General features: G+C 69.3%; 20 protein-coding genes, 2 tRNA genes and 1 pseudogene. 8 read left to right on the plus strand and 15 right to left on the minus strand.

Features of this window, described 5'->3' with window-relative positions; translation table 11 throughout:
- Positions 1-304: 304 nt before the first annotated feature.
- From ndk to ACWD4J_RS21595, 4 genes are all read right to left on the minus strand, one after another.
- Entirely contained in the window at positions 305-718 is a 414-nt protein-coding gene (ndk, locus tag ACWD4J_RS21580) for a nucleoside-diphosphate kinase (RefSeq protein WP_451397016.1), read from the minus strand.
- 70 nt (positions 719-788) lie between these two features.
- Entirely contained in the window at positions 789-1,157 is a 369-nt protein-coding gene (locus ACWD4J_RS21585; RefSeq protein ID WP_451397017.1) for a DUF4233 domain-containing protein, read from the minus strand.
- Between the two features lie 6 nt (positions 1,158-1,163).
- Complete coding sequence (folC, locus tag ACWD4J_RS21590; RefSeq protein ID WP_451397018.1) at positions 1,164-2,699, minus strand: bifunctional tetrahydrofolate synthase/dihydrofolate synthase; 1,536 nt, start codon at positions 2,697-2,699, stop codon at positions 1,164-1,166.
- A 226-nt stretch (positions 2,700-2,925) separates the two neighbouring features.
- Positions 2,926-5,550, minus strand: coding sequence for a valine--tRNA ligase (locus tag ACWD4J_RS21595; RefSeq protein ID WP_451397019.1), 2,625 nt, complete (start codon positions 5,548-5,550; stop codon positions 2,926-2,928).
- 139 nt (positions 5,551-5,689) lie between these two features.
- Here ACWD4J_RS21595 and ACWD4J_RS21600 point away from each other — a divergent pair, with 139 nt between their 5' ends.
- A complete protein-coding gene (locus tag ACWD4J_RS21600) occupies positions 5,690-6,736 on the plus strand; it encodes a hypothetical protein (protein ID WP_451397020.1) in 1,047 nt (348 codons plus the stop codon).
- A gap of 84 nt (positions 6,737-6,820) precedes the next feature.
- Here ACWD4J_RS21600 and clpX read toward each other — a convergent pair whose 3' ends face one another.
- The 5 genes from clpX to ACWD4J_RS21625 all read right to left on the minus strand — a co-directional run bounded on the left by clpX (position 6,821) and on the right by ACWD4J_RS21625 (position 11,764).
- Entirely contained in the window at positions 6,821-8,107 is a 1,287-nt protein-coding gene (gene clpX, locus ACWD4J_RS21605; RefSeq protein WP_451397021.1) for an ATP-dependent Clp protease ATP-binding subunit ClpX, read from the minus strand.
- A gap of 155 nt (positions 8,108-8,262) precedes the next feature.
- Positions 8,263-8,958: an ATP-dependent Clp protease proteolytic subunit gene (locus ACWD4J_RS21610; RefSeq protein WP_451397022.1), complete on the minus strand. Its 696-nt coding sequence runs from the start codon at positions 8,956-8,958 to the stop codon at positions 8,263-8,265.
- A gap of 52 nt (positions 8,959-9,010) precedes the next feature.
- The gene (locus ACWD4J_RS21615; protein WP_451397104.1) at positions 9,011-9,619 is read right to left on the minus strand and encodes an ATP-dependent Clp protease proteolytic subunit; all 609 of its coding nucleotides are present in this window, start codon (positions 9,617-9,619) and stop codon (positions 9,011-9,013) included.
- A gap of 493 nt (positions 9,620-10,112) precedes the next feature.
- A complete protein-coding gene (tig, locus tag ACWD4J_RS21620; protein WP_451397023.1) occupies positions 10,113-11,501 on the minus strand; it encodes a trigger factor in 1,389 nt (462 codons plus the stop codon).
- A 186-nt stretch (positions 11,502-11,687) separates the two neighbouring features.
- Positions 11,688-11,764 (minus strand) — tRNA-Pro (locus ACWD4J_RS21625).
- A gap of 272 nt (positions 11,765-12,036) precedes the next feature.
- Between ACWD4J_RS21625 and ACWD4J_RS21630 the strand changes: the two genes are divergently transcribed.
- Positions 12,037-12,107: transfer RNA gene (locus ACWD4J_RS21630), tRNA-Gly, on the plus strand.
- Positions 12,108-12,275: 168 nt separating this feature from the next.
- Here ACWD4J_RS21630 and ACWD4J_RS21635 read toward each other — a convergent pair.
- Positions 12,276-12,470, minus strand: a complete 195-nt coding sequence (locus tag ACWD4J_RS21635; RefSeq protein ID WP_451397024.1) for a hypothetical protein — start codon at positions 12,468-12,470, stop codon at positions 12,276-12,278.
- Between the two features lie 636 nt (positions 12,471-13,106).
- Here ACWD4J_RS21635 and ACWD4J_RS21640 point away from each other — a divergent pair.
- Positions 13,107-14,333 carry an acyltransferase family protein gene (locus tag ACWD4J_RS21640; RefSeq protein ID WP_451397025.1) on the plus strand — a complete coding sequence of 409 codons (1,227 nt, stop codon included), beginning with the start codon at positions 13,107-13,109 and terminating at the stop codon, positions 14,331-14,333.
- Positions 14,334-14,353: 20 nt separating this feature from the next.
- Here ACWD4J_RS21640 and ACWD4J_RS21645 read toward each other — a convergent pair.
- A pseudogene (locus tag ACWD4J_RS21645) lies at positions 14,354-14,581 on the minus strand (HD domain-containing protein); the annotation flags it as partial.
- Positions 14,582-14,635: 54 nt separating this feature from the next.
- The gene (locus tag ACWD4J_RS21650; RefSeq protein ID WP_451397026.1) at positions 14,636-15,784 is read right to left on the minus strand and encodes a PP2C family protein-serine/threonine phosphatase; all 1,149 of its coding nucleotides are present in this window, start codon (positions 15,782-15,784) and stop codon (positions 14,636-14,638) included.
- Between the two features lie 164 nt (positions 15,785-15,948).
- Here ACWD4J_RS21650 and ACWD4J_RS21655 point away from each other — a divergent pair, with 164 nt between their 5' ends.
- Complete coding sequence (locus ACWD4J_RS21655) at positions 15,949-17,178, plus strand: GNAT family N-acetyltransferase (protein WP_451397027.1); 1,230 nt, start codon at positions 15,949-15,951, stop codon at positions 17,176-17,178.
- Positions 17,179-17,239: 61 nt separating this feature from the next.
- Here the strand turns inward: ACWD4J_RS21655 and ACWD4J_RS21660 are convergent, their stop codons facing one another.
- Positions 17,240-18,052 (minus strand): Fpg/Nei family DNA glycosylase, encoded by an 813-nt coding sequence (locus ACWD4J_RS21660; RefSeq protein WP_451397028.1) that lies wholly within the window; start codon positions 18,050-18,052, stop codon positions 17,240-17,242.
- A gap of 90 nt (positions 18,053-18,142) precedes the next feature.
- Positions 18,143-18,628, minus strand: coding sequence for a ribose-5-phosphate isomerase (locus ACWD4J_RS21665; protein ID WP_451397029.1), 486 nt, complete (start codon positions 18,626-18,628; stop codon positions 18,143-18,145).
- A 194-nt stretch (positions 18,629-18,822) separates the two neighbouring features.
- On the opposite strand from ACWD4J_RS21665, the gene ACWD4J_RS21670 reads away from it, so the two are divergent.
- The gene (locus ACWD4J_RS21670; RefSeq protein ID WP_451397030.1) at positions 18,823-20,262 is read left to right on the plus strand and encodes an amino acid permease; all 1,440 of its coding nucleotides are present in this window, start codon (positions 18,823-18,825) and stop codon (positions 20,260-20,262) included.
- A 115-nt stretch (positions 20,263-20,377) separates the two neighbouring features.
- Here ACWD4J_RS21670 and ACWD4J_RS21675 read toward each other — a convergent pair whose 3' ends face one another.
- Positions 20,378-20,962 (minus strand): biotin transporter BioY, encoded by a 585-nt coding sequence (locus ACWD4J_RS21675; protein WP_451397031.1) that lies wholly within the window; start codon positions 20,960-20,962, stop codon positions 20,378-20,380.
- 338 nt (positions 20,963-21,300) lie between these two features.
- Between ACWD4J_RS21675 and ACWD4J_RS21680 the strand changes: the two genes are divergently transcribed.
- The 3 genes from ACWD4J_RS21680 to ACWD4J_RS21690 all read left to right on the plus strand — a co-directional run bounded on the left by ACWD4J_RS21680 (position 21,301) and on the right by ACWD4J_RS21690 (position 26,748).
- Positions 21,301-22,734 carry an amino acid permease gene (locus tag ACWD4J_RS21680; RefSeq protein WP_451397032.1) on the plus strand — a complete coding sequence of 478 codons (1,434 nt, stop codon included), beginning with the start codon at positions 21,301-21,303 and terminating at the stop codon, positions 22,732-22,734.
- A 182-nt stretch (positions 22,735-22,916) separates the two neighbouring features.
- On the plus strand, positions 22,917-24,338 hold the full coding sequence (locus ACWD4J_RS21685; protein ID WP_451397033.1) for an amino acid permease: 1,422 nt from the start codon (positions 22,917-22,919) through the stop codon (positions 24,336-24,338).
- Positions 24,339-24,561: 223 nt separating this feature from the next.
- On the plus strand, positions 24,562-26,748 hold the full coding sequence (locus ACWD4J_RS21690) for an MMPL family transporter (RefSeq protein WP_451397034.1): 2,187 nt from the start codon (positions 24,562-24,564) through the stop codon (positions 26,746-26,748).
- Position 26,749 lies beyond the last annotated feature (1 nt).

A 26,749-nucleotide genomic window follows, 5' to 3' on the forward strand; every position in this document is an offset into this window, starting at 1 on the left:
CCTAAATCGAGCGTTGACGGCTTGTTAGGCAGGCGAGGTGGGTGCTGCTGTGGCGTGAAGGCTTCCATCGTAGTCTCGCCCCCGCGGACACGGCGCGATGGTCTGTCGCCAATGTCAGCAGATGCCGAACCGCCTCGCTTCTGGAGACGTTCCAACGGAGGCACGGGTTCCCCCGATCGGGGCGCATATGCCAAGGGACGGCGGGGAATTCCCAGCCGTCCCCGGTCAGGCACCCAGACTTCTGACAGTGTGTCAGAAAACTCGGGCGCGGCGGCCGAGCCGTCCGCGTACGCGCCCGTGCGTGTCAGACACGCCCGGGGAAGAAGATCTTCAGCTCGCGCTCGGCGGACTCCTCGGAGTCCGATGCGTGGATCAGGTTCTCACGGGTGATCGTGCCGAAGTCACCGCGGATCGAGCCGGGGGCCGCGGCGATCGGGTCGGTCGGGCCGGCCAGCTGCCGGACGCCCTCGATGACCCGCTCGCCCTCGACGACCAGGGCGACGACCGGACCGGAGGACATGAAGGCGACCAGCGGCTCGTAGAACGGCTTGCCCTGGTGCTCGCCGTAGTGCTGCTCCAGGGTGTCCTGGTCGAGCGTCCGCAGCTCCAGCGCGGTGATCTGCCAGCCGGCCTTGCGCTCGATACGGCCGATGATCTCGCCGATCAGGCCGCGACGGACGGCGTCGGGCTTGAGCAGGACGAGGGTGCGCTGGGACATGGTGTGCGGCTCCTTCGAGGTCGCTTGTATGCGGGGTTGTCCGAGGCTACAGGGCCTGTCTGAGCGCTTGTTATGCGGCGTCAGGGCCCGGCTGGGCCCCTGCCGCCGCGCTCTGTGCCGCGAAGCGGGCCTTGGCCTCGTCGATCTTGCGGCCGAAGTGCACCGAGCACCACCACAGGGCGGCGAACACGGCTCCGAGGAAGAACATGATCGGGACGACGAATCCGCTCGCGATCAGCCCGATCTGCAGGACCCAGCCCAGCTGCACCCCGCCGGGGCGGGTGATCATCCCGCAGAGCAGCACGGACAGCACCATCGCGATGCCGGAGACCGTCCAGACCGTCCCCATCGCCAGGTCCGGGTCCTTCATTGCGACGAGCGCGGCGAACCCGATCACGAAGAACTCGCCGATCAGAGTCGAAGCACAGAGCGTACGCACAGCAGTTCAGCCCTTCCCCAGAAGCAGCCGGGCCTCGCCGACAGTGATGACGGAACCGGTGACGAGGACGCCGCCGCCCGCGTACTCGCCCTCCTCCTCGGCCAGCGTGACCGCGGCCTCCAGCGCGTCGTCCAGGCGCGGCTCCACCTGTACCCGGTCATCGCCGAAGACCTCGACGGCGATGGCGGCCAGCTCGTCCGCGTCCATCGCGCGGTGGCTGGAGTTCTGCGTGATCACGACCTCGGCGAAGATCGGCTCGAAGGCCTCGAGCAGACCGCGGACGTTCTTGTCGCCGCTGGCGCCGACCACACCGATCAGCCGGCTGAAGTCGAACGCCTCGCGGATCGCCTCGGCGGTGGCGCGGGCGCCCGCCGGATTGTGCGCCGCGTCCAGAACGACGGTCGGCGAGCGGCGTACGACCTCCATGCGGCCGGGCGAGGCGACGGACGCGAAAGCCTTGCGGATCACGTCGATGTCGAGCCGCTCGGCGCGCTGTGCGCCGACGCCGAAGAACGCCTCGACGGCGGCGAGCGCCACGGCGGCGTTGTGCGCCTGGTACTGGCCGTGCAGCGGCAGGAACACCTCGGGGTACTCACCGCCGAGCCCGCGCAGCGTCAGCAACTGCCCGCCGACGGCGACCTGCCGCGAGACGACACCGAACTCCAGCCCCTCGCGGGCCACGGTGGCGTCCACCTCCACGGCCTTCTTCAGCAGCACCTGCGCGGCGTCGACCGGCTGCTGGGCGAGGATCAGGGTCGAGCCCGGCTTCACGATCCCGGCCTTCTCGACGGCGATCTCGGCGGGCGTCTCGCCGAGCCGGTCCGTGTGGTCCAGATCGATCGGCGTGACCACGGCGACGTCCGCGTCGATCACGTTCGTCGCGTCCCAGCTGCCGCCCATGCCGACCTCGACGACGGCGACATCGACGGGCGCGTCCGCGAAGGCCGCGTACGCCATTCCGGTGAGCACCTCGAAGAACGACAGCCGGAACTCCTGCTGCGCGTCCACCATCTCCACGTACGGCTGAATGTCCCGGTACGTCTCGATGAACCGCTCCGCGTCGATCGGCGCGCCGTCCAGGCTGATCCGCTCGGTGATCGACTGCACATGCGGCGACGTGTACCGCCCGGTGCGCAGCTCGAAGGCGCCGAGCAGCGCCTCGACCATGCGGGCCGTGGACGTCTTGCCGTTCGTCCCGGTGATGTGCACGGACGGGTACGAGCGCTGGGGCTCGCCCAGCACGTCCATCAGCGCCGAGATCCGGCTGACGGACGGCTCCAGCTTCGTCTCACCCCAGCGCGTGCCGAGCTCCGCCTCGACCTCGCGCAGGGCCTTGTCGACCTCGGGGTCGGCCGGGCGGGCGGGCACCTGGTCGGCCCCCTCCGGCGGTCCGCCCTGGGTACGCAGGGTGCGGCTGCCGGCCTCGATGACCGCGAGGTCGGGGTCGCGGCCAGTCTCGGTCTCGATGATGTCCTCGAACTGCGCCAGGGGGTCGGGCTCGCCGTCGTCGGGCAGGTTGTCGTGCGGGGGGAGGTCGCTCACGGGGTCCAGTCTACGGAGGGGGTGCGGCGAGGGTGCATTTCCCCCACCCCGCCCCTTCCCGAGACCGGGGCCCGCCCCAGACCCCGGTCCTCAAGCGCCGGACGGGCTGAAAATCAGCCCGTCCGGCGCTTGAGGACGAGCCCGAAGGGCGATCTCGGGGGTCCAGGGGCGGAGCCCCGGTCTCGGGAAGGGGCGGGGTGGGGGACAAAGCCCGCCGCAGCCGCCCTCAGGCCCCCGGAAGCCGATCGAGCTGCGCCTTGATCCGCGCGATGTCCTCGTCCGCCTTGGAAAGGCGAACGCGGATCTTTTCCACCACCGGCTCCGGCGCCTTCGCCAGGAACGCCTCGTTCCCCAGCTTCGCCGTGGCCTGCGCCTTCTCCTTCTCCGCGGCAGCGAGATCCTTGGCGAGCCGCTTCCGCTCGGCAGCGACATCGATCACACCGGAGAGGTCGAGCGCGACCTCGGCCCCCGCGACCGGCAGCGTCGCCGTCGCGGCGAAGCCCTCACCCTCCGGCTGCAGCCGCAACAGCTGCCGGATGGCGGCCTCGTGCGGCGCCAGGTCCGTGCCGTCGAGCGTGAGCCGGGCCGGCACCCGCTGGCCGGGCTGCAGCCCCTGGTCGGCGCGGAACCGGCGGACCTCCGTGATGACCTGCTGAAGCGTCTCGATCTCCGTCTCCGCCACGGCGTCGCGGAAGCCAGAGTCGGTCGGCCACTCGGCGATCACGATGGACTCCCCACCCGTGAGGGTGGTCCACAGCGTCTCGGTCACGAACGGAACGACCGGGTGGAGCAGCTTCAGCGTGACGTCGAGCACCTCGCCGAGGACCCGCTTGGAGACCTCGGCGGCCTGGCCGCCCGCCTGGAACGTCGTCTTGGACAGCTCGACGTACCAGTCGAAGACCTCGTCCCATGCGAAGTGGAAGAGCGCCTCGGACAGCTTGGCGAACTGGTAGTCCTCGTAGTGCGCGTCCACCTCGGCGACGACCGCGTTGAGCCGGGACAGGATCCACCGGTCGGTGGCGGACAGCTGTTCGGCGGGCGGCAGGTCGCCCTCGACCGTGGCGCCGTTCATCAGCGCGAAGCGCGTGGCGTTCCAGATCTTGTTGGCGAAGTTGCGGGAGCCCTGGACCCAGTCCTCACCGATCGGCACGTCGACGCCGGGGTTGGCACCGCGGGCGAGCGTGAACCTCAGCGCGTCGGACCCGTACTTGTCCATCCAGTCCAGCGGGTTGACCGCGTTGCCGAAGGACTTCGACATCTTCTTGCCGAACTGGTCGCGGACCATGCCGTGCAGCGCGATGGTGTGGAACGGCGGGGTGCCGTCCATCGCGTACAGGCCGAACATCATCATCCGGGCGACCCAGAAGAAGAGGATGTCGTAGCCGGTGACCAGGACGGAGTTCGGGTAGAACTTCGCGAGGCTCTCGGTCTGCTCGGGCCAGCCGAGCGTGGAGAACGGCCACAGGCCGGAGGAGAACCACGTGTCGAGGACGTCGGTGTCCTGACGCCAGCCCTCGCCGCTCGGCGGCTCCTCGTCGGGTCCGACGCAGACGACCTCGCCGTCCGGGCCGTACCAGACGGGGATGCGGTGGCCCCACCACAGCTGACGCGAGATGCACCAGTCGTGGAGGTTGTCGACCCAGTCGAAGTACCGCTTCTCCATCTCCTGCGGGTGGATCTTGACCCGGCCGTCGCGGACCGCGTCACCGGCGGCCTCGGCGAGCGGGCCGACCTTGACCCACCACTGCATCGACAGGCGCGGCTCGATGGTGGTCTTGCAGCGCGAGCAGTGGCCCACGGAGTGGACGTACGGGCGCTTCTCGGCGACGATCCGGCCCTCGGCGCGCAGGGCCGCGACGATGGCGCTGCGCGCCTCGAGACGGTCCAGGCCCTGGAAGGGGCCGTGCGCGGTGATGACCGCGTGCTCGTCCATGACGCTGATCGACGGCAGGTTGTGGCGCTGCCCGATCTCGAAGTCGTTCGGGTCGTGGGCGGGCGTCACCTTGACGGCGCCGGTGCCGAACTCGGGGTCGACGTGCGTGTCGGCGACGACGGGGATGGACCGGTCGGTCAGCGGCAGCTTGATGGTCTTGCCGACGAGGTGCTTGTACCGCTCGTCGTCCGGGTGCACGGCGACGGCCGTGTCACCGAGCATGGTCTCGGCACGCGTCGTGGCGACGACGACGGTCTCGTCGCCCTCGCCGTACTTGAGGGAGACCAGCTCGCCGTCGTCCTCCTGGTACTCCACCTCGATGTCCGAGATGGCCGTCAGGCAGCGCGGGCACCAGTTGATGATGCGCTCGGCGCGGTAGATCAGCTCGTCGTCGTAGAGCTTCTTGAAGATGGTCTGGACGGCCTGGGACAGGCCCTCGTCCATGGTGAAGCGCTCACGGGACCAGGCGACGCCGTCACCGAGGCGGCGCATCTGCCCGGAGATCTGCCCGCCGGACTCGCCCTTCCACTGCCAGACGCGCTCGACGAACGCCTCACGGCCGAGGTCGTGGCGGGACTTGCCCTCCTTGCCGAGCTCGCGCTCGACGACGTTCTGCGTGGCGATACCGGCGTGGTCCATACCGGGCTGCCACAGCGTCTCGTAGCCCTGCATGCGCTTGCGGCGCGTGAGGGCGTCGATCAGCGTGTGCTCGAAGGCGTGGCCCAGGTGCAGGCTGCCCGTGACGTTCGGCGGCGGGATGACGACGGTGTACGGCGGCTTGTCGCTCTTCTCGTCGGCCTCGAAGTAGCCGCGCTCTACCCAGCGCTCGTACAGCTTCCCCTCTACCTCGGCCGGCGCGTACTGGGTCGGCAGTTCGGTGGTGGTCGCTGGTTGCTGCTGCTGAGTGTTGTCGGTCACGGGCTCAGTTTAGAGGTGTCTCGGAGGCGTGCTGAAACCGGAAGGTTTCGTAACGGTGCGGCCTCTCGGCCCCCCGCCCGTCATGGCTTCGGCAAGGATGTCAGGGACGCATAAACAACGGAGGGGGACTGAGAACTCGATGAGCTACAACCAGCCGGGCCCTTACGGCGGTCAGCCTCAGCAGCCCGGGCCGTACGGCCAACCGGGCCCCTATGGCCAGCCGCCGCAGGCACCGCAGCCCGGCTACGGCCAGCCCCCTCAGGCACCGCAGCCCGGCTACGGCGGCCAGCCCCCTCAGGCACCGGGGCCCGGATACGGCTACCCGCAGCAGGCCCCGGGGCCCGGCTACGGCTATCCGCAGCAGGCTCCGCAGGGCGTCCCGCAGCAGCCGAACGCCTACGGCCAGCCGAACCCGTACGGACAGCAGGCCCCCTACGGCCAGCAGCCTCCGGGCGCTCCGTACGGAGTGCCGCAGCCGCCGGCGCCGGCGGGCGGCAAGAAGACCGGGCTCATCATCGGCATCGCGGTCGCGGCCGTCGTGGCGATCGGGGTGGGCGCCTACTTCGTCTTCGGCAGCGGGGGCGGGTCCGGGTCCGGTCTGTCGGACGACGGGCCGCACAAGTTGGCGACGCCGGCCACGGTGCTCGGCGACTACAAGCGCCTCTCCGACAACCTCTCGGGCGCCACAGAGAGCAGCGACTCCACGAAGGAACTGGAGGAGAGCGGCGTCAAGAACGGTACGTCCGTCATCGGCATGTACTCGACCGCCGATCTCAGCGACTACGACCCCACCGACCCGAGCAGCATGCCCGACGACGCCCTGACGGCGAAGGGCGTGACGTTCATCGGCGCTTACGGCGAGATCGCGGACCCCGCGACGACCCTGGACAAGTTCTTCGCCTCGATAAAGAAGGAGTCCGACAGCAACTCCGGGAGCAGCGGCACCCAGTCCAAGCTGGTCGGCGAGCCCGTGGAGGCCGACCTGGACGGAGCGGTCATGAAGTGCCAGGCCGCCAAGGGCCAGGATCTGCTCACGAAGAAGGAGAAGACCGATTGGTTCTGCGTGTGGGCCGACCACAGCACCATGGCCATGGTCACTCCCGGTGACCGCACCCAGGGCGTGACGAAGGACGTCGCGGTGGACATCACCACGAAACTGCGCGACGAAGTGCGCGTCGCGAAGTAGCAGTCCGCAAGCGGCGGTACTCGAACGAAGGGGCGCCCGGCGGAAACCCGCCCGGCGCCCCTTCGGCGTACTGGTGCTGTGCCGCTACGCGGACTTCTGCTCCCCGGCCCCGCGCCCCCGCGCATCCCGCGGAATCAGCGTCGGGTTGACGTTGGAGTGGACGACGTCCGGGGTGATGACGACACGGGCGACGTCCTTGCGGGACGGGACCTCGTACATCACCGACATCAGGACCTCCTCCATGATGGCGCGCAGGCCGCGGGCGCCGGTCTGGCGGAGGATCGCCTGGTCGGCGATGGCCTCGAGGGCCTCGCGCTCGAAGTCCAGCTCGACCCCGTCGAGTTCGAACAGGCGCTGGTACTGCTTGACCAGCGCGTTGCGCGGCTCGACCAGGATCTGCAGCAGCGCCTCCCGGTCCAGGTTGTGCACCGACGTGATGACCGGGAGGCGGCCGATGAACTCGGGGATCATCCCGAACTTCACCAGGTCCTCGGGCATCACGTCCTCGAACTGGTCCTTGGCCTCCAGCTCGCGCTTGGAGCGGATGGTCGCGCCGAAGCCGATGCCCTTCGCGCCCGCCCGGGACTCGATGATCTTCTCCAGGCCCGCGAACGCGCCGCCCACGATGAACAGCACGTTCGTCGTGTCGATCTGGATGAACTCCTGGTGCGGGTGCTTGCGGCCGCCCTGCGGCGGGACCGAGGCGGTGGTGCCCTCCAGGATCTTCAGCAGGGCCTGCTGGACGCCCTCGCCGCTGACGTCGCGCGTGATCGACGGGTTCTCGCTCTTACGGGCGACCTTGTCGATCTCGTCGATGTAGATGATGCCCGTCTCGGCCTTCTTGACGTCGTAGTCGGCGGCCTGGATGAGCTTCAGGAGGATGTTCTCGACGTCCTCGCCGACATAGCCCGCCTCCGTGAGCGCCGTCGCGTCGGCGATGGCGAACGGGACGTTGAGCATCCGGGCCAGCGTCTGGGCCAGAAGTGTCTTGCCGGAGCCCGTGGGCCCCAGCAGCAGGATGTTGGACTTCGCCAACTCGATGGCGTCGTCGCGTCCTTGGGCGCCGCCGTTCTCGCCGGCCTGAACCCGCTTGTAGTGGTTGTACACAGCGACCGAGAGGGCCTTCTTCGCGGCCTCCTGGCCGACGACATACCCCTCGAGGAACTCGTAGATCTCGCGGGGCTTGGGCAGTTCCTCCCAGCGCACCTCGCTCGTCTCGGCGAGCTCTTCCTCGATGATCTCGTTACAGAGGTCGATGCACTCGTCGCAGATGTACACACCGGGGCCTGCGATGAGCTTCTTGACCTGCTTCTGACTCTTTCCGCAGAACGAGCACTTGAGCAGATCGCCGCCGTCACCGATGCGTGCCACGAGGTGCTTCCCCTTCGCCTGGGAGACGCCACGTTCAGCGGCTCCTGGTGCCTCTATCCGACGGTACCTTGCCGGGCCCCCCGTTCGGGCCCCCCTTGGCACGGTTGACTGTGACGTACACCGTGCCAAGGGGCGGCAATGCTACTGCGCCTATGTCAGACGACCGAGGCGTTGTTCATCTTCCGCGTGGAGATGATCTGGTCGATCAGGCCGTACTGCAGCGCTTCCTCAGCGGTGAGGATCTTGTCGCGCTCGATGTCCTCGCGGATCTTCTCGATCGGCGTGGTGGAGTGCTTGGCCAGCATCTCCTCCAGCTGCGCGCGCATCCGCAGGATCTCGTTGGCGGCGATCTCGAGGTCGGAGACCTGGCCGCGGCCGGTCTCGCTGTACGGCTGGTGGATCAGCACGCGGGCGTTCGGGAGCGCCATGCGCTTGCCCGGCGTGCCGGCGGCCAGCAGCACGGCGGCCGCGGAGGCGGCCTGGCCCATGCAGACCGTCTGGATGTCCGGCTTCACGAACTGCATCGTGTCGTAGATGGCCGTGAGCGCCGTGAAGGAGCCGCCGGGGCTGTTGATGTAGACCGAGATGTCACGGTCGGGGTCCATCGACTCCAGGCACAGCAGCTGCGCCATGACGTCGTTGGCGGAGGCGTCGTCGATCTGGACGCCGAGGAAGATCACGCGCTCTTCGAAGAGCTTCGCGTACGGGTCGTACTCACGGACGCCCTGCGAGGTGCGCTCGACGAAACGCGGGATCACGTAGCGGGACTCGGCGCGGGGGCCGGTGTACTCGGCCTGGCCGCGCTCGGCGCGCATGCGCTCGTACAGGCCGCTGCCGGGGAAGTCGTTCACGGTGTTCTCCTAAGGCACAAGGGCTGTGGCGGTGGCTGGGGGCTGAAGGGGCTCAGGCAGCCCCGGTGCCGCCACCGCCCGGCATACCGGCAGCGGTGGTGATGACCTCGTCGATGAGGCCGTACTCCTTGGCCTCGATCGGGTCGAACCAGCGGTCGCGGTCCGAGTCGCGGGTGATCTGCTCCACGCTCTGACCGGTGTGGAAGGAGGTCAGCTCCGCCATCCGCTTCTTGGTGTGCAGCAGCCGCTCGGCGTGGATCTTGATGTCCGACGCGGAGCCCGCGAGGCCCGCGGAGGGCTGGTGGATCAGGATCTCGGCGTTCGGCAGGGCGAAGCGCTTGCCGGGCGTGCCCGCGCTCAGCAGGAACTGACCCATGGAGGCCGCCATGCCCATGGCGATGGTCACCACGTCGTTCTTGATGTACTGCATGGTGTCGTAGATCGCCATGCCCGCCGTGATCGAGCCGCCGGGGCTGTTGATGTAGAGGTAGATGTCCTTGTCGGGATCCGAGGCAAGGAGCAGCAGCTGCGCGGTGATCTTGTTGGCGATGTCGTCGTCGACCGGCTGGCCCAGGAAGATGATCCGCTCGTTGAGCAGCCGGTTGTAGACCTGGTCGCCGAGGCCGCCACCGATGGAAGGCTCGCCGGCGGCGGAGGGCATCAGATTCGTCACGTATCCACCTGCTCGTCTTACGACGGCGCCGGGCCGTCTCACGTCTTCTGCTTCAGGCTGGGACCCCGCCGTGTAACCGTCTCCCGACGGCCTGTGGGGACTCCCCTGCCCTCGTATTCATGGACCCTAACGCGCAGGCAGGCGGGTGCCATCCCGCATTCCGAACTGTTCGCTGTGAGCGCAGGTTCCGGGGGGCGGGTACCCGGGGGAGGCCCGGCTGCACGTAATGGTTCGGGGCGCCGTTGGGGGGGCCGGCGAGAGCGTCCCACCTCTGTGGGCAATCGTTCCTCCCCCAGCTAACGCTGGGAGGTGCCCCCAGGCGATGGGGGTACCTCCCTTGCCTTAAGGCAATGGGGGAGGGTGGGCACAGCCCACGACGGAGGGCACCCTTCAGACCGCACAGGGGCTCCTGTAACGGCCGACGGGCCCCGTGGTGCCGCAGCACCCCAGGGCCCGTCGTTCAGCGCGGGAGAAGCGAGGCTCAGGCCTCGGACTTCTCGTCATCGGCGGATGCCTCGGCGGCCTCGGCGGCCTCGACGGCCTCGCCCGTCTCGTCCTCCTCGTCGTCCAGGTCGACGACCTCACCGTTCGTGTCCTTGACCGTGGCCGCCTCGACCACGACCGCCAGCGCCTTGCCGCGGGCGACCTCGCCCACGAGCATCGGCACCTGGCCGCCCTGGACGACGGCCTGGGCGAACTGGTCGGGGGACATGCCGGAGGAGGCCGCACGGCGCATGAGGTGCTCGGTGAGCTCCTCCTGGCTGACGTTGAGCTTCTCCTTGGAGACCAGCTCGTCGAGGACGAACTGGGTCTTGATGCCCTTGATCGCCGCCTCACGGGTCTCGGCGTCGAACTCCTCGACCGTCTTGCCCTGGATCTCCAGGTACTGCTCGAGGGACAGGCCCATCTGGCCGAGCTGGTGGTGCTCGAGGTTGTGCTTACGGGTGTTGATCTCGTCCTCGAGGAGCTTCTCGGGGACCGGGACCTCGACCAGCTCGAGCAGCTTGTCCAGCACGCGCTCCTGGGCCTGCGTGGCCTGGTCGTACTGCTTCATGTTCTCGAGGCGCTTGCGGCTGTCCGCCTTGAGCTCCTCGAGGGTGTCGAACTCGGAGGCGAGCTGAGCGAACTCCTCGTCGAGCTCCGGCAGCTCACGCTTGGCGACCTGGGTGACCTTGACGGTGACCTCGGCCTCCTTGCCGGCCGCCGAGCCGCCCTTCAGCTCGGAGGCGAAGGTGGCCTCGCCACCGGCCTCCAGGCCCTTCACGGCGTCGTCGACGCCGTCCAGCAGCTCGCCGGAGCCGATGGTGTACGTGACACCCGCGGCCACGCCGTCCTCGAGGACCTCGCCGTCGACCTTGGCCTCGAGGTCGATCGTCACGACGTCGCCGTCCTCGGCGGCCCGCTCGACCGGGGTGGTGGAGGCGAAGCGCTCGCGCAGCTGCTCCACGGACTTCTCGACGTCCTCGTCGGTGACCTCGACGGCGTCGACCTCGACCTCGATGCCGGAGTAGTCCGGGATCTCGATGGTCGGGCGGACGTCGACCTCGGCGGTGAAGGTCAGCAGCTCGCCGTCCTTCAGCTCGGTGATGTCGACCTCGGGCTGACCGAGAACGTTCAGCTCACCCTCGTTGACCGCCTCGGTGTAGAACTTCGGGAGCGCGTCGTTGACGGCCTCCTCGAGCACGGCGCCGCGACCGAACCGCTGGTCGATGACTCGGGCCGGAATCTTGCCCTTCCGGAAGCCCTTCACCGTGACCTGCTGGTTGATCTTCTTGTACGCCGCGTCGAGGCTGTCCTTGAGCTCCTCGAAGGGCACCTCGACAGTGAGCCGAACCCGGGTCGGGTTCAGGGTCTCCACGGCGCTCTTCACGGTTCGGTCTCCTTGTGGCTGACTTCTTGGGTTCTGCTGAGCCAGAGGGCTTCAGCGGATCGCGTCGCCCGGAAGACATCAGAGCTGAGACACACGGGCGTGCAGTCTGCATAGTAACGGCAGGTGGTACACGCCCCAAAAGGCGATCAAGGACCTTGCCGGTCAACCGGCTCGGGATCCCGGTGATGGTCGGGGTGGCGGGATTTGAACCCACGGCCTTCCGCTCCCAAAGCGGACGCGCTACCAAGCTGCGCCACACCCCGTCGGTGCGACACGTAGGGTACATGCCCGCAGGCAGTGCGGCTCCCGCAATTCGGCTGCGGCGCCGGGCGACCGCCAGGACGCGCTCTCCGCGACCGGGGGGACACGCTGCGTCCGGGACGCCGGCAGCGCCGTAAGGCGCCTCCGTACGACGCCGTCCCCCGGCCGGCTGCCACCCCGAGTGCCGCCCGGTGACGGCGGAGTGTGCGGCGGAGGGGTGCGACCCGCTACGATGCTTTCCGTGCCGCGGTCGGTGACCTGCGGCGCACGCTGTGCGGGCGTAGCTCAATGGTAGAGCCCTAGTCTTCCAAACTAGCTACGCGGGTTCGATTCCCGTCGCCCGCTCTTGGCCTCCGGCCCGGTTCGCAGATTACGTGGACCGGGCCGGAGCTTTTTTGTGCGCGCTACGGGGCTCGATGGCGCCCCACATCGTGGCGTTGTGCCCACCCTCCCCCAGCTACCGCTGGGAGGTACCCCCAGCCCTGCGGAACCCACGGGCGCCTGGCGGCGGGCTCAGAAGCTGATCGAGTTGATCGTGTCCGCTATCGAGTCCAGGAACCGGTTGATGGACGGAGCCATTCCGGTCGAGGCGAGGAAGAAGCCGAAGAGCACCGCGACGATCGCGGGGCCCGGCTTGATCGAACCCCCGCGGATCAACACCACAAGGATGATCGCCAACAGCAGCACCACTGACAGCGAAATGGCCACAACTGATCACACCCTAGGTCGGTCCGCTCTCCCGGCCCGGAGGTGCGAACCCGCACACCCCCGCCCAGAACCATCGTGCCACCAACCAGGCTTCACTATGCGACGCATGATGCATCGTCGGCCATGTGTACGCCGGCGCCCCGCGGCCGCGAACCACTGGGGCACTTGAACCCCACGCGCGCGTGCGGCAATTCGCGTGGCCTGCGGGACCATCAATTCGGCTTGATCGTTTCCATGTCCACACAAGGTGTGCGCAGGGAATTCGAATTGTCGTCACAGGCACATCGACCTGTTACCACAGACACATCCATGAGACTGACGGCACATCAAAGCCACCATCAAAAAAACCAATGAACCGGACATTTCACCAGAGTCGCCCGCGGGCGTTATGCCCTGATTAATGGGGATGAGTTCGGACGTAGCGGTCAACGGTCAACGCTCCAATGGCGATTGCGGATCGCTATGTCGACTCCTCTGAATCCGGGGTACTCGCAGGCCATAAGCAGGATTCGAGTTGACGGTTTTACGAAAACACACAGACAACGCTAGGGTGCCTCAGATGTTTCACGCTGCCTCGTCCCCCGAAAGCGCAGTGGGGTCCGGGACCGGCCTGCCGAGCTCTTGGTGGGAGGGCCTGTGACGAACTCGCTGCGACCGCATGGCAACCACAGAACACCACTCCCCCCGGCACACGAGCCGGCGGCGGGAGTGCCGGGCCCGCGATCCCCACGGACCACCCAGGCGGCCGGCACTCCCCGCACCACCGGCGTCAACACCCCGGCCGGAACCGCCCCGAGCGGCAGCGCGCCGGGCAACAAACCCGCGAAACAACGCGACGCGTTCTTCGACAACGCCAAGTACCTGGCGATCGTGCTGGTCGCGATGGGGCACGCATGGGAGCCCCTGACGGATCACAGCCGGGCCGCAGAGGCCCTGTACATGACCGTCTACACCTTCCATATGCCCGCTTTCATCCTGATCTCGGGCTACTTCTCGCGCAGTTTCGACATGCGCCCGGACCGGCTGAGGCGGCTGGTCACCGGCGTCGCCGTGCCGTACGTCATATTCGAAGTGGCGTACTCCTTGTTCAAACGGTGGGCGAACGACGACCCGACCCACCCGATCAGCCTGCTCGACCCCTGGTACCTGACGTGGTTCCTGGTCGCGCTGTTCGTCTGGCGGATGACCACACCGCTGTGGAAGGTGGTCCGCTGGCCGGTCCCGCTCGCGCTCGCCATCGCGGTGCTGGCCTCCGTCTCGCCCGACATCGGCGACGACCTCGACCTCCAGCGCGTCCTGCAGTTCCTGCCGTTCTTCGTCACGGGCCTGTTCATGAAGCCCGAGCACTTCCAGATGCTGCGGCGGCGTGAGATCAAGCTGCTGAGCGTGCCCGTCTTCGCGTGCGCCCTGGCCTTCGCGTACTGGGCGGGGCCTCGTATGAACTCGGCGTGGTTCTACCACCGGGACAGCGCACAGGAGCTGGGCGCGCCGTGGTGGGCCGGCGTCGTGATGACGCTCGCGCTCTTCGGCTGCTCGATGGTGCTCACGGCGTGCTTCTTCGCCTGGGTGCCGCGCCGGCGGATGTGGTTCACAGTGCTCGGCGCGGGCACGCTGTACGGCTATCTGCTGCACGGCTTCCTCGCCAAGGGCTCGCGCTTCTGGGGCTGGTACGGGGACTACGCGTGGCTGCACAAGCCGCTCGGTGAGATCTTCGTGACACTCGTCGCCGCCACGGTCATCACCGTGCTGTGCACACCGCCCGTGCAGCGCGTGTTCCGGTTCGCGATGGAGCCGGAGATGAAGTGGGCCTTCAAGCGGGACGCGACGGAGCTGGCGCGGGAGCGGGCGAAGACCGCGGCCTAGAGGCCCAGCAGGTCGCGCATCGTGCGCTGCGTCAGCGGGGCGCCGCGCAGCCATTCCTCGGACTGCACGTCGTCCTCGACGGCGTCGTGCAGCCAGGCCGCCGCGATCTGCTCGTCGTTGCCGCCGCGGGTGCGGACGCCGTCGGCCACCTCCCGCAGATGCTCGGCGTAGGGGCGGCCCGCCTTGTCCTTCTGGGCCGAGTGCGCCTCACGGGCGAGGGCCTCGGCCTCGGCCTCGGCCGGCGTCATGATCTCGTGGGTGCCGTTCCGCATCACACCTCGAGTCCCGCGTCCGGCCGAGCGTCACGTCTCCCGGCAGATCAGCAGCAGCGCGCGGTCGTCGTTGACGTCCTTCGCCACCGCCTCGATCAGATGCCAGGCCGCCCCGTGGAAGCCGCCCGCGACATAGCGGTCCGCCTCGCCGGTGAGGCGGTCTATGCCCTCCGCGATGTCCCGGTCGGAGGTTTCGACGAGGCCGTCGGTGAAGAGCATCAGGACGTCACCGGGCCGCAGCGCGCCCTTGACGGGGTCGAACTGGGCCCCGTCGTAGACCCCGAGCAGCGGCCCCTCCGCCGCCTTCTCCTCCCAGCGGCCGCTGCCCGCGTGCAGTTGTACGGCCGGGGGGTGGCCCGCGGTGAAGAGTTCGTAGTCGCCGGAGTCGAGGTCCAGGACGAGGTGGATGGAGGTGGCGAAGCCCTCGTCCCAGTTCTGGCGGAGCAGATAGCCGTTGGCGGCGGGCAGGAACGCGTGCGGCGGCAGGGAGCCGAGGAGGCCGCCGAACGCGCCGGACAGCAGGAGAGAACGCGATCCCGCGTCCATGCCCTTGCCCGAGACGTCCGTGAGGGCGACCTCCAGGGTGCGGCCGCCGTTGGTGCGGGCCGCCACGACGAAGTCGCCGGAGAAGGACTGACCGCCGGCGGGCCGGAGCGCGATCTCGCGGTGCCAGCCCTTCGGCAGGACAGGCAGCTTGCCGTGTACCCGGATGCGTTCGCGCAGGTCGAACAGCATCGTGCCGCCGCGCCGCCACGGCACACCGACCCGGCTGCGGAACTGGGCGATCAGCAGTCCGAAGAAACCGCAGGCGGCCACCACCAGGACCGTTCCCGGTGTCACCCGGGCGGGGCCCTCCGAGTACGGGCCCAGTTTGACGGACTCCACGATCAGGGCCGTCGCCGCCGCCGCGTACAGGCCGAGCAGGCTGGCGGGGCGCAGCAGCAGTCCGCCCGCCACGATCGGCAGGACGAGGACGGCCGGGGAACACCACACGGGATTGACGAGGGTGACGCCCGTGATCAGCGGGACCATCAGCAGCAGACCGGCGAGGGCTATCCAGTCGGAGCCGTCTCCGCGGAAGTAGTCGACGCCCGATCTGCGCAGGCCGACGCGGACCCGGTGGAGTTGTCTCTTCATCCGGGCCGAAAACGTCTCGGCTGCCGCGCGTTGTCCTGCCATTGCTCGGGACCTTATCCATCAGGCCAGGCCCCGCGCACGGGAGGTCCTACTTGTCCCCTCTTCTCGATGTGGTCCTCCCTCTCCCGAGGGGCAGTGGAGGCGGCTTCCGGCGGGCTGACCGAAATCGGCTCGCTCAGCCCTCAACTCCCTGGTACTCATGGCATATGACGACAGACCTGCGGGTGCTGCAACCGTCCGAGTGGGACACGTGGTACGCGAAGCTGGTGCTCGCGTTCGGCGGAGTGCCGGAGGCCGACGAGGAGCAGGCCCTGTGGGAACGCCTCACCGAGTCCGAGCGGTCGCTCGGCGTCTGGGACGGCGAGGACTGCGTGGGGACGGCGGGGGCCTTCTCGTTCAGGATCACGGTTCCGGGCGGTGCGCTGGTGCCCGCGGCAGGCGTCACGATGGTGAGCGTGGCGGCGACGCACCGTCGGCGCGGCCTGCTCACGGCCATGATGCGGCGTCAGCTGGACGACGTCCGCTCCTGGGGCGAGCCGCTCGCCGTGCTGACGGCTTCGGAGCCCGCGATCTACGGCCGGTTCGGATACGGCGCTGCGACACAGCTGTTGTCCGCCGAGATCGACACGGCACGGGTCCGGCTTGCCGTACCGCCGGGCACGGAAGACGTCCGGCTGCGGTTCGCCCTCCCTGTCGATGCGGCGGCGGCGTGCGAGGCCGTGTACGCGCGGCGGGTGCCCGCGCGGCCGGGGATGCTCGCCCGGCGGCCCGGCTGGGAGCAGCTGCCGCTGCTCGACCCGGAGAGCGAGCGGCAGGGCGCCTCACCGCTGCAGTGCGTGCTGGCCGAGCGCGCCGGGCAGGTCGTGGGCTACGCCCGTTTCCACAACAAGCCGGAGTGGGACGCGGCCGGGCCCAAGGGCACGGTCGTCCTGCGCGACCTGGAGGCGCTCGATCCGGCGGCGTACGCGGCGCTGTGGCGATTCCTGTTCGAGATCGATCTGACATCCACTCTCGAGGTACGCAGCCGTCCCGTGGACGATGCCTGGCAGCACCTGGTGTCCGACATCCGCCGGTGCCAGGTGCGGCTGCGGGACTCGCTGTACGTACGGCTCGTGGACGTGGGCTCGGCGCTGGAAGCGCGTACGTACCAGACGCCCGTGGACGTCGTCTTCGAGGTCGCGGACGACTTCTGCCCCTGGAACCAGGGGCGTTGGCGGCTCACGGGCGACGGCAAGGGCGCATCGTGCAAGCGGACGGATGACGACGCCGATCTCGCGCTGGGCGTGCGGGACTTGGGCGCGGTCTACCTCGGCGGGGTGTCCCTGTCGGCGCTGGCCGCCGCGGGGCGGGTACGGGAGCTGCGGGCGGGGGCGATCGCCGAGGCCTCGGTGGCCTTCTCGTCGGCGGTGGCGCCGTGGCTGCCGCACGGGTTCTGACCTGGCGTGTTCCGGCCTGTGTCGGGCGTGTTCCGGCCTGCGTCGGCCGCCACGGGTGGAATCATCCGGGCGGCTGGCAGCCCGGGCACCAGAAGAGGTTGCGGGCGGCGAGATCGGCGGTGCGGATCTCGCCGCCACAGATGTGGCAAGGCTGGTGCGCCCTGCGGTACACGTACACCTCGCCGCCGTGGTCGTCGACGCGCGGCGGGCGCCCCATCGCCTCGGGAGTGTGCTCGGGGCGCACGGTGTCGATGCGGTTGTTGCGTACACCCTCGCGCATCAGCTCGACCAGGTCCGACCAGATCGCGGTCCACTGGTCGTACGTCAGGTCCCTACCCGGTCGGTACGGGTCGATGCCGTGCCGGAAGAGGACCTCGGCCCGGTAGACGTTGCCGACGCCCGCGATGACCTTCTGGTCCATCAGGAGCGCGGCGATGGTGGTGCGGCTGCGGGAGATGCGCCGGTACGCGCGGTCGGGGCCGTCGTCCGGGCGGAGCGGGTCGGGACCGAGCCGGTCGTGTATCGCCTGCTTCTCGGCGTCCGTGATGAGAGCGCAGGTCGTGGGGCCGCGCAGATCGACGTACGCCGTGTTGTTGAGCAGACGGAGGCGGACCGTTTCGGTCGGCGGGGGTGCGGGGATCCCGCCGAAGCCGACCTTGCCGAAGAGGCCGAGGTGGATGTGGACCCAGTCCGGGCCCTCGAAGCCGAGGAAGAGGTGCTTGCCGTGGGCTTCCGCGGTGGTGAGGACCGTGCCGGTCAGGAGGGCCGCGGCGGCCGCGAACTTACCCTGGGGGCTTTCGGCTTGCGCCGGGCGGCCGCCGAACCCTGACAGGTAGTCCTTGGCCAGGCGGTGGATGGTGTGCCCCTCCGGCACGGGTCCTCTTCTCTCGTCTCTTCCGCCGCTCCGCGGCAAACCAAAGGTCGCGGGGCCCGGCGAACCAAGGTCGCGGGGCCCAGGCCCTGCCTACTGCTGCGGGTGGTGCGCCGGGATCGGCGGCAGGTCGCCCTTGGTCTCGTACGCCGAGAGCATGTCGATGCGGCGGACGTGACGTTCGTCACCGGAGAACGGCGTGTTGAGGAAGATCTCGACGAACTTCACGGCCTCGTCGGTGGAGTGCATCCGGGCGCCGACGGCGACGACGTTGGCGTTGTTGTGCTCGCGGCCGAGCGAGGCGGTCTGCTCGCTCCAGGCCAGTGCCGCGCGGACACCCTTGACCTTGTTCGCGGCGATCTGTTCGCCGTTGCCCGAGCCGCCGATCACGATGCCGAGGGACTCGGGGTCCGCGGCCGTCCTCTCTGCCGCACGCAGGCAGAACGGCGGGTAGTCGTCCTGGGCGTCGTAGATGTGGGGCCCGCAGTCGACGGGCTCGTGGCCATGGGCCTTGAGCCACTCGACGAGGTGGTTCTTGAGTTCGTAGCCGGCATGATCCGAGCCGAGGTACACGCGCATGATCCGAGTGTGGCATGCCCGTGGGCCGGGGGCCGCGTGCGGGTCTGGGACACGCTCCCGGGCGCCACGCGAGCAGCATCATCCGAAACATGTCCCGTTATGCGGAACACCACAATCTGGAACGCGGTCTTCCGCCCGTAACATCCCTGGGCTTGAATGCGAGGGCTCGTCCCCGAGAACTTAAGGATTCGTCTATGACCTCGCAACCCTCCCTTGCGAAGGCAGACACCAAGCCCGCAAATCCCGGTAATCCCCAGGGTGCGGGTGGCGACGGACTGAAGGCCGGCCTCAAGAACCGCCACCTGTCGATGATCGCCATCGGCGGTGTCATCGGCGCCGGACTCTTCGTCGGCTCCAGCTCCGGCATCGCCACCGCCGGACCTGGCATCCTCATCTCGTACGCGCTCGTGGGCACGATGGTCGTCCTCGTCATGCGCATGCTCGGCGAGATGTCCGCCGCCAACCCCACCTCCGGCTCGTTCTCCGCACACGCGGACCGCGCGCTGGGCCGCTGGGCCGGCTTCTCCATCGGCTGGCTGTACTGGTTCTTCTGGGTCGTCGTCCTCGCCGTCGAAGCCACCGCCGGCGCCAAGATCCTCGAAGGGTGGATCCCCGCCATACCCCAGTGGGGCTGGGCCCTCATCGTGATGATGGTGCTCACCGCCACCAACCTGGTCTCCGTCGGCTCCTACGGCGAGTTCGAATTCTGGTTCGCAGGGATCAAGGTCGTGGCGATCGGCGCGTTCATCGTCGTCGGCGCCCTCGCCGTCTTCGGCGTACTGCCGGGCGTCGACAGCGACACCGCCGGCCTGAGCAACCTCACCGGCCACGGCGGATTCCTGCCCAACGGCACCGGCGCCATCCTCACCGGTGTCCTGCTGGTCGTCTTCTCCTTCATGGGCAGCGAGATCGCCACCCTCGCGGCCGGCGAGTCCGAGGACCCCCAGCGCGCGGTCACCAAGTCCACCAACAGCATCATCTGGCGTATCGCCGTCTTCTACCTCGGCTCGATCGCCGTCGTGATCTGCCTGCTGCCGTGGAACGACCCCTCCATCAAGGAGAAGGGCTCGTACGTCGCCGCGCTGGACTCCCTCGGTATCGCGCACGCGGGCCAGATCATGAACTTCATCGTGCTGACCTCGGTGCTGTCCTGCCTCAACTCCGGGCTCTACACGGCCTCCCGTATGGCGTTCTCGCTCGGCGAGCGCGGTGACGCGCCGAAGGCCTTCGCCCGCACCACCTCGCGAGGCGTCCCGATGGCGGCGATCCTCGTGTCCGTCGTGTTCGGCTTCGCCGCGGTCTTCTTCAACTACGCCTACCCGGACACGGTCTTCCTCTTCCTGGTCAACTCCTCGGGTGCGGTCGCCCTGTTCGTATGGCTCGTGATCTGCTTCTCCCAGCTGCGCATGCGGAAGATCATCCAGCGCGAGACGCCCGAGAAGCTGGTCGTGCGCATGTGGCTGTACCCGTATCTGACGTGGGCCACGATCGCCCTGATCGTGTTCGTCCTCGGCTACATGCTCACCGACACCGAGCACGACGGACGCGAGACCGTACTGCTGTCCCTGCTCGTCGCCGCCGTCGTCCTGGCCATCGCCGTGGTGCGGCAGAAGGTCCAGCGGGCCAAGGCCTGAGGCCTGAGACCTGAGGACGCTCCGCTCCGACTCAGGTTCCGCTTCATCCTGCTGCAACGTACGAAGCCCCCGCGGTCGTCACCGCGGGGGCTTCGTCGTGTGTGAGCGGCGGGTGTCAGCCGCGGCGCTCTGCCAGCTTCCAGGCGGTGGGCAGCGCGCCCATTGCCAGGACCGCCTTCACGGCGTCGCCGATCAGGAACGGGGTGAGACCGGCGGCGATGGCCTGGCTCAGGGTCATTCCGGTGGCGAAGGCCAGGTAGGGGACGCCGACCGCGTAGATGACGGCCTCGCCGAGCAGCATGGTGCCGGCGGTGCGGAGCATGGAGCGGTCGCCGCCGCGGCGAGCCAGTGCGCCGACCAGGGTGGCGGCCAGGAGCAGGCCGAGCACGTAGCCGAAGGACGGGGCGGCGGCGCCGGACCCGCCCTCCGCGAACCACGGGACGCCGGCCATGCCGACGAGGGTGTACACGGCGAGCGACAGGAAGCCGCGGCGGGCGCCCAGTGCGGTGCCGACGAGCAGCGCGGCGAAGGTCTGGCCGGTCACCGGCACGGGCGAGCCCGGGACGGGCACCGCGATCTGGGCCGCGATCCCGGTGAGCGCGGCACCGCCGAGCACGAGCGCGATGTCCCGGACACGGGATGCGGGCAGCAGGTCGGCGAGGACCTCGCCGGGGCGGGTGGAGACTGCAGCAGTGCTCATCGGGACTCCGCGGGGTGACGGCAATGGGACGCAGTGACGCTATCCCAGCAGCCGTGCGTTGATCACCGTCGGCGGCTGACAAAGGCGTGATCGAGTGCTTCGTGGGCTCTGCACAAAGCGTCGGCTGGTATGCGTCTGACGGCGTGACGCTTGTCACTGGTGGCCATCCACGTTTGGTCCGTTTTGCGTCGACGGGTGGCGCGCGGAGAGACTGTAGGGTCTCGCCAATCGGCCGGGACACCGCCATGGAGGTAAGAACTCCGGGACGCGGCGCAGCCCCGCTGGGCCTTTCCGGATCTCTTGGACCTCCCAGAGCCGCGAGGGCACGAGCAAGCACCATGCACAACGAACCGCCCGAACCGTCCCGGACCGCGGTCGCGGGGCCGCACTCCGCCACCGCCTCACCCCTGGGTCAGCAGCAGGAACCCCTTGCGGGCGGGCTCAAGCAGCGTCATCTGACCATGCTCGGTCTCGGCGGCGTGATCGGTGCCGGGCTGTTCGTCGGCTCCGGGGCGGGGATCGTCGTGGCCGGGCCGGGGATCATCGTGTCGTATCTGGTGGCGGGTGCGCTGGCGATGTGCGTCATGCGGATGCTGGGCGAGATGTCGGCGGCGATGCCGGCGTCGGGGGCGTTCTCGGTGCATGCGGAGCGGGCGCTCGGCAGGTGGGCGGGGTTCACCGTCGGCTGGCTGTACTGGTTCATGCTCGTGGTCGTGCTCGCCGTGGAGGCGACGGGCGCGGCGACGATCGCGCACGGCTGGGTGCCGTCGGTGCCGCAGTGGACGTGGGTGCTGATCTTCATGGTGGTCTTCACGGGGGTCAATCTGGCCGCCGTGCGGAACTTCGGCGAGTTCGAGTTCTGGTTCGCTGCGCTGAAGGTCACCGCGATCGTGCTGTTCCTGGTGCTGGGCGTGCTCGCGATCTTCGGGCTGCTGCCGGACACGGATCCGGTGGGGCTGACGAATCTGACGGGGCACGGCGGGTTCCTGCCGCACGGCTGGCACGGGGTCGTCTCGGGCGTGCTCGCCGTCGTCTTCGCCTTCGGCGGCCTGGAAGTGGTGACGATCGCGGCGGCCGAGTCCGACGATCCGGCCCGCGCGGTCGCGCGGGCGGTGCGCAGCGCGGTGTACCGGATCCTCTTCTTCTACGTCGGGTCGATGCTGGTCATCGTGACGGTGCTGCCGTGGACGGCGCAGCAGGCGGGGCTCAGTCCGTATGTGAAGGTGCTGGACTCGATCGGGGTGCCGTCGGCGGGCACGATCATGAACATCGTCGTGTTCGTCGCGCTGCTGTCGGCGCTGAACGCGAATCTGTACGGCTCGTCCCGCATGGTCTTCTCGCTCGCCGAACGCGGCGAGGCGCCGAAGGCGCTGCTCAGGGTGGACCGGGGCAGGGTTCCGCGGCGCGCGGTGCTCGCGTCCGTGGCCTTCGGTTTCGTCTCCGTCCTGCTCAATCTGGAGTGGCCCGACTCGGTCTTCCTCTACATGCTCAACGCGGTCGGCGCCGTTCTGCTGTTCGTATGGGCGCTGATCGCGGTGTCGCAGCTGCGGCTGCGGCGGCGTATCGAACGGGAGGCGCCGGAACGGCTGAGCTTGAAGATGTGGGCGTTCCCTTGGCTGACCTGGGCGGCGCTGGCCGCGATGGCGGCCGTACTGGGGCTGATGCTGACGGACGACGTGACGCGGCCCCAGGTGCTGTGGTCGGCGGGGGCGGCGGCGTTCGTGCTGCTGTGTGCGGGTGTCCGGGAGCTGATGGGACGGCGGACCGCCTGACCGCCCGCCGGAGACTGCGACTCTCCTGCCCATCCGACCGGCCACCTGGTCGCGCACAGCGCGCCGCCGCTCACGCTCCGCACGGCGAGCGTCCGAATATCGGTCATGATCTTCGTCTGAGCGGAGCCGGTGTCCACACTGTGCCGTTGGAAACGCCGTCTCACGTTACGGACAACCCGCCCATGTCTCGGACCACCCCCTCCGTCGAGCCCTCGCCGGCCGACACCCCGCCCCGTTCCGAGAGCGCCGCCGCTCCCGACTCGCTCTCGCACGGCCTCAAGCAGCGGCATCTGTCGATGATCGCCCTCGGCGGCGTGATCGGCGCTGGGCTCTTCGTCGGTTCGGGCGCGGGCATCGCGGCCGCGGGTCCGTCCATCGTCATCGCCTACGCGGTGTCGGGCATCCTCGTCATGCTCGTGATGCGCATGCTCGGCGAGATGTCGGCCGCGTATCCGTCGTCGGGCTCGTTCTCCGCGCATGCGGAGCGGGCGATCGGGCCGTGGGCGGGCTTCACGGCCGGCTGGTCGTTCTGGGTGCTGCTCTGCACGGCCGTGGGCCTGGAGGGCATCGGCGCCGCGAAGATCGTCACCGGCTGGCTGCCGGGTACGCCGGAGTGGGCGTGGGTGGCCCTGTTCATGGTCGTCTTCTGCGTGGCGAACCTGGCGGCCGTGAAGAACTTCGGCGAGTTCGAGTTCTGGTTCGCCGCGCTCAAGGTCGGCGCGATCACGCTGTTCCTCGTACTCGGTGTGCTGGCGATCCTGGGCGTCCTGCCCGGCACCGACGCGCCCGGCACGAGCAACCTCACCGGCGACGGCGGCTTCCTGCCCAACGGCGGCGAGGGCCTGGTCATCGGCCTGCTCGCCTCCGTCTTCGCGTACGGCGGCATCGAGACGGTCACCATCGCGGCCGCCGAGTCCGAGAAGCCGGTCCAGGGCGTCTCGATGGCCGTGCGCACGGCGATGTGGCGCATCGCGCTCTTCTACATCGGGTCGATGGCGGTCATCGTCACGCTGGTGCCGTGGGACGACAAGGCGGTCGTCGAGAAGGGCCCGTACGTGGCGGCGCTCGACCACCTCGGCATCCCGGGCGCCGGGCAGCTCATGAACGTGGTCGTGCTGGTCGCTCTGCTCTCCGCGATGAACGCCAACATCTACGGCTCGTCGCGCATCGCGTACTCGCTGGTCCAGCGCGGCCAGGGCCCCAAGGCGCTGGGCAGGGTCTCGAGCGGTGTGCCGCGTGTCGCCGTCCTCTGCTCCTGCGTCTTCGGGTTCGTCTGCGTGGTGCTCAGCTACTGGCGGCCCGACGACGTGTTCCCCTGGCTGCTGAACATGATCGGCGCGGTCATCCTGGTGGTGTGGTTCTTCATCGCCGCGTCCCAGCTGGTGATGCGCCGCAAACTGGAGCGCGAGGCCCCCGAGAAGCTGGTCGTCCGGATGTGGGCGTTCCCCGTGCTGACCTGGGTCGCGCTCGCCGGGATGGCCGTGATCTTCGTCCTGATGGCGCGTCAGCCGGACACCCGTGTGCAGCTGTACTCGACGGGCGGGATGACGCTGTTCCTGGCGGCCGTCGGATACGCGTGGCAGCGAGCGCGCGCCAGGAGCTGAACGGACCCCGCCTGTGGAACGGCCCTCACGTCGGACACGTGAGGGCCGCTCTGTTGCTCCACGCGTCCTGAAGGGCGCCGACGGCACGCGGGAGCAGCCCGCGCCCCGCGAGGACGTGACGCACGGGGATCTTCCCCCTCCCTGGGGTCCACCGATCGGTGGACGGCAAGTTCAACCGAGCACCCCTGTCCGCCAACTGCCCTGCTCAGCAAGGCTTTTGGGCATGAAACCAATCACTGTGCGCATCGCACGCCTCAGCGCCCGCCACCCCTGGTGGGCGATCGTCGGCTGGCTGCTGTTCGTGGTGCTGTGCCTGGCGGCCGGCAGTGCCGTCGGCACCAACAGCGCGAAGACGGCCGACTACCGGGTCGGCGAGGCCGGCCGGGCCGAGGCGATGGCCGCGGAGGGGCATCTGGAGCGCCTGTCCACCGAGCAGGTGCTGATCTCGGCCCGCTCGGGCGCCCTGCCCGAGCGGGCCGCCGCCTCCGCGGCGACGGACCTCACCGCCCGGATGAGGCGGCTGCCCGAGGTCGCGGGCGTGGCCGACCCCGTACGGTCCTCCGACGGCCGCGTCCTCATGGTCGAGGTGTCCGTCAAGGGCGAGGAACGGGACGCCAAGGACAAGGTCGACGCGCTGGTCGCGCAGACCGCCGCCGTCCAGCGGGACCACCCCGGGCTGCTGCTCGAAGAGACCGGCAGTCCCTCCATCAGCAAGGGAGTCGACCAGCAGCGCGGCGACGACCTGGCGCTGTCCGAGAAGATCACGCTGCCGGTCACGCTCATCACCCTGCTGGTCGTGTTCGGCTCGCTCACCATGGCCGCCGTACCGCTGCTGCTGGCGCTGTCGTCGATCGCCGCGGCCGTCGGACTGGCGATGGTCGCCTCGCACCTCTCCCCCGACGCCGGGGTCGGCACGAACGTCATCCTCATGATCGGCCTCGCGGTCGGCGTCGACTACACGCTCTTCTATCTGAAGCGGGAGCGGGAGGAGCGGGCCCGCTCCGGTGGGCGGCTGAGTTCCGAGGCACTGGTGGAGCTGGCGGCGGCGACCTCGGGCCGGGCGGTCGTGGTGTCCGGGCTCGCGGTCGTCGCCTCCACGGCCACGCTGTACCTGGCCTCGGACGTGATCTTCTCCTCGCTCGCGACCGGCACCGTAGTGGTCGTCCTGGTCGCGGTGGCCAGCTCCCTCACGGCGCTGCCCGCGCTGCTCACCGTGCTCGGCAGGCGGGCCGAGCGCAGGGCGCGGCGGCGTACGGAGCGCGGGAAGGCCGCCCGGCGGACCCGGGGAGCGGACGGCGGCGGCCGGTTCTGGACGGCGCTGCTGCGGCCCGCCGCCAAGAACCCGCTCGGCACCCTCTGCGTCTCGGTCCTCGCCCTGCTGGCCCTCGTCGTGCCGCTGGCGAACCTGCACATCACCGAGATGAGCCGGGACACGCACTCCCGTGAGATCCCCGCGATGCGGGTCTACGACCGGCTCAACGCCGCGTTCCCGGAGCAGCGGGTCACCCACCAGGTCGTCGTACGCGCCGACGCCTCGCACGCCACGGAGGTCACCGCGGCGCTGCGCGAGCTCGCCCGGCGTGCCGACGCCGACCCGCTGTTCGCGGGCGCCTCCCGGATCCGGACGTCCGCCGACCACCGGATCAGCGCCCTGGAGCTGAGGGTGCCGTACCTCGGCAACTCGCCGCAGGCGTACGACTCCCTGGACCGTCTCCGCGACGACTACCTGCCCGCCACCGTGGGCCGGGTCGCGGGCGCCGACTACGGCGTGACCGGCGACGTCGCCCGCTACACCGACTATCCCGCCCGCCAGAACGGCAAACTCCCGCTCGTCCTCGGGGCGTTGCTGCTGGTGACCTTCCTGATGACCCTGTACGCGTTCCGCTCCGTCGTCCTCGGCCTGCTCGGCGTCGTACTGAATCTGTTGTCGGCGGCGGCCGCGCTCGGTCTGCTCGTCCTCGTCTTCCAGCACACCTGGGCGGAGGGGCTGCTGGACTTCCGCTCCACCGGCTCGATCGGCTCGCGCGTACCGCTCTTCCTCTTCGTGATCCTCTTCGGACTGTCCATGGACTACCAGGTGTTCGTGGTCAGCCGGATCAGGGAGGCGGTGCTCGCCGGAACGCCCACACGGCAGGCGGTGCTCGACGGGGTCCGGCGCTCGGCGAGCGTGGTGACCAGTGCCGCGGTGGTGATGACGACCGTCTTCGTGAGCTTCGTCTTCCTGCACATCATCGAGATGAAGCAGATCGGCTTCGTGCTCGCGGCGGCCGTCCTGCTCGACGCGTTCGTCGTCCGGGTCCTCGTCCTGCCGTCGGCACTGCTGCTGCTCGGCGAGCGCAGCTGGTGGCCGGCACGGCCGTCCAGGCCCGCCGAATCCGCCCCCGAGCGCGAGCTGGCCGACGTACGTTGAT

Source organism: Streptomyces sp. NPDC002577, from assembly GCF_053594815.1.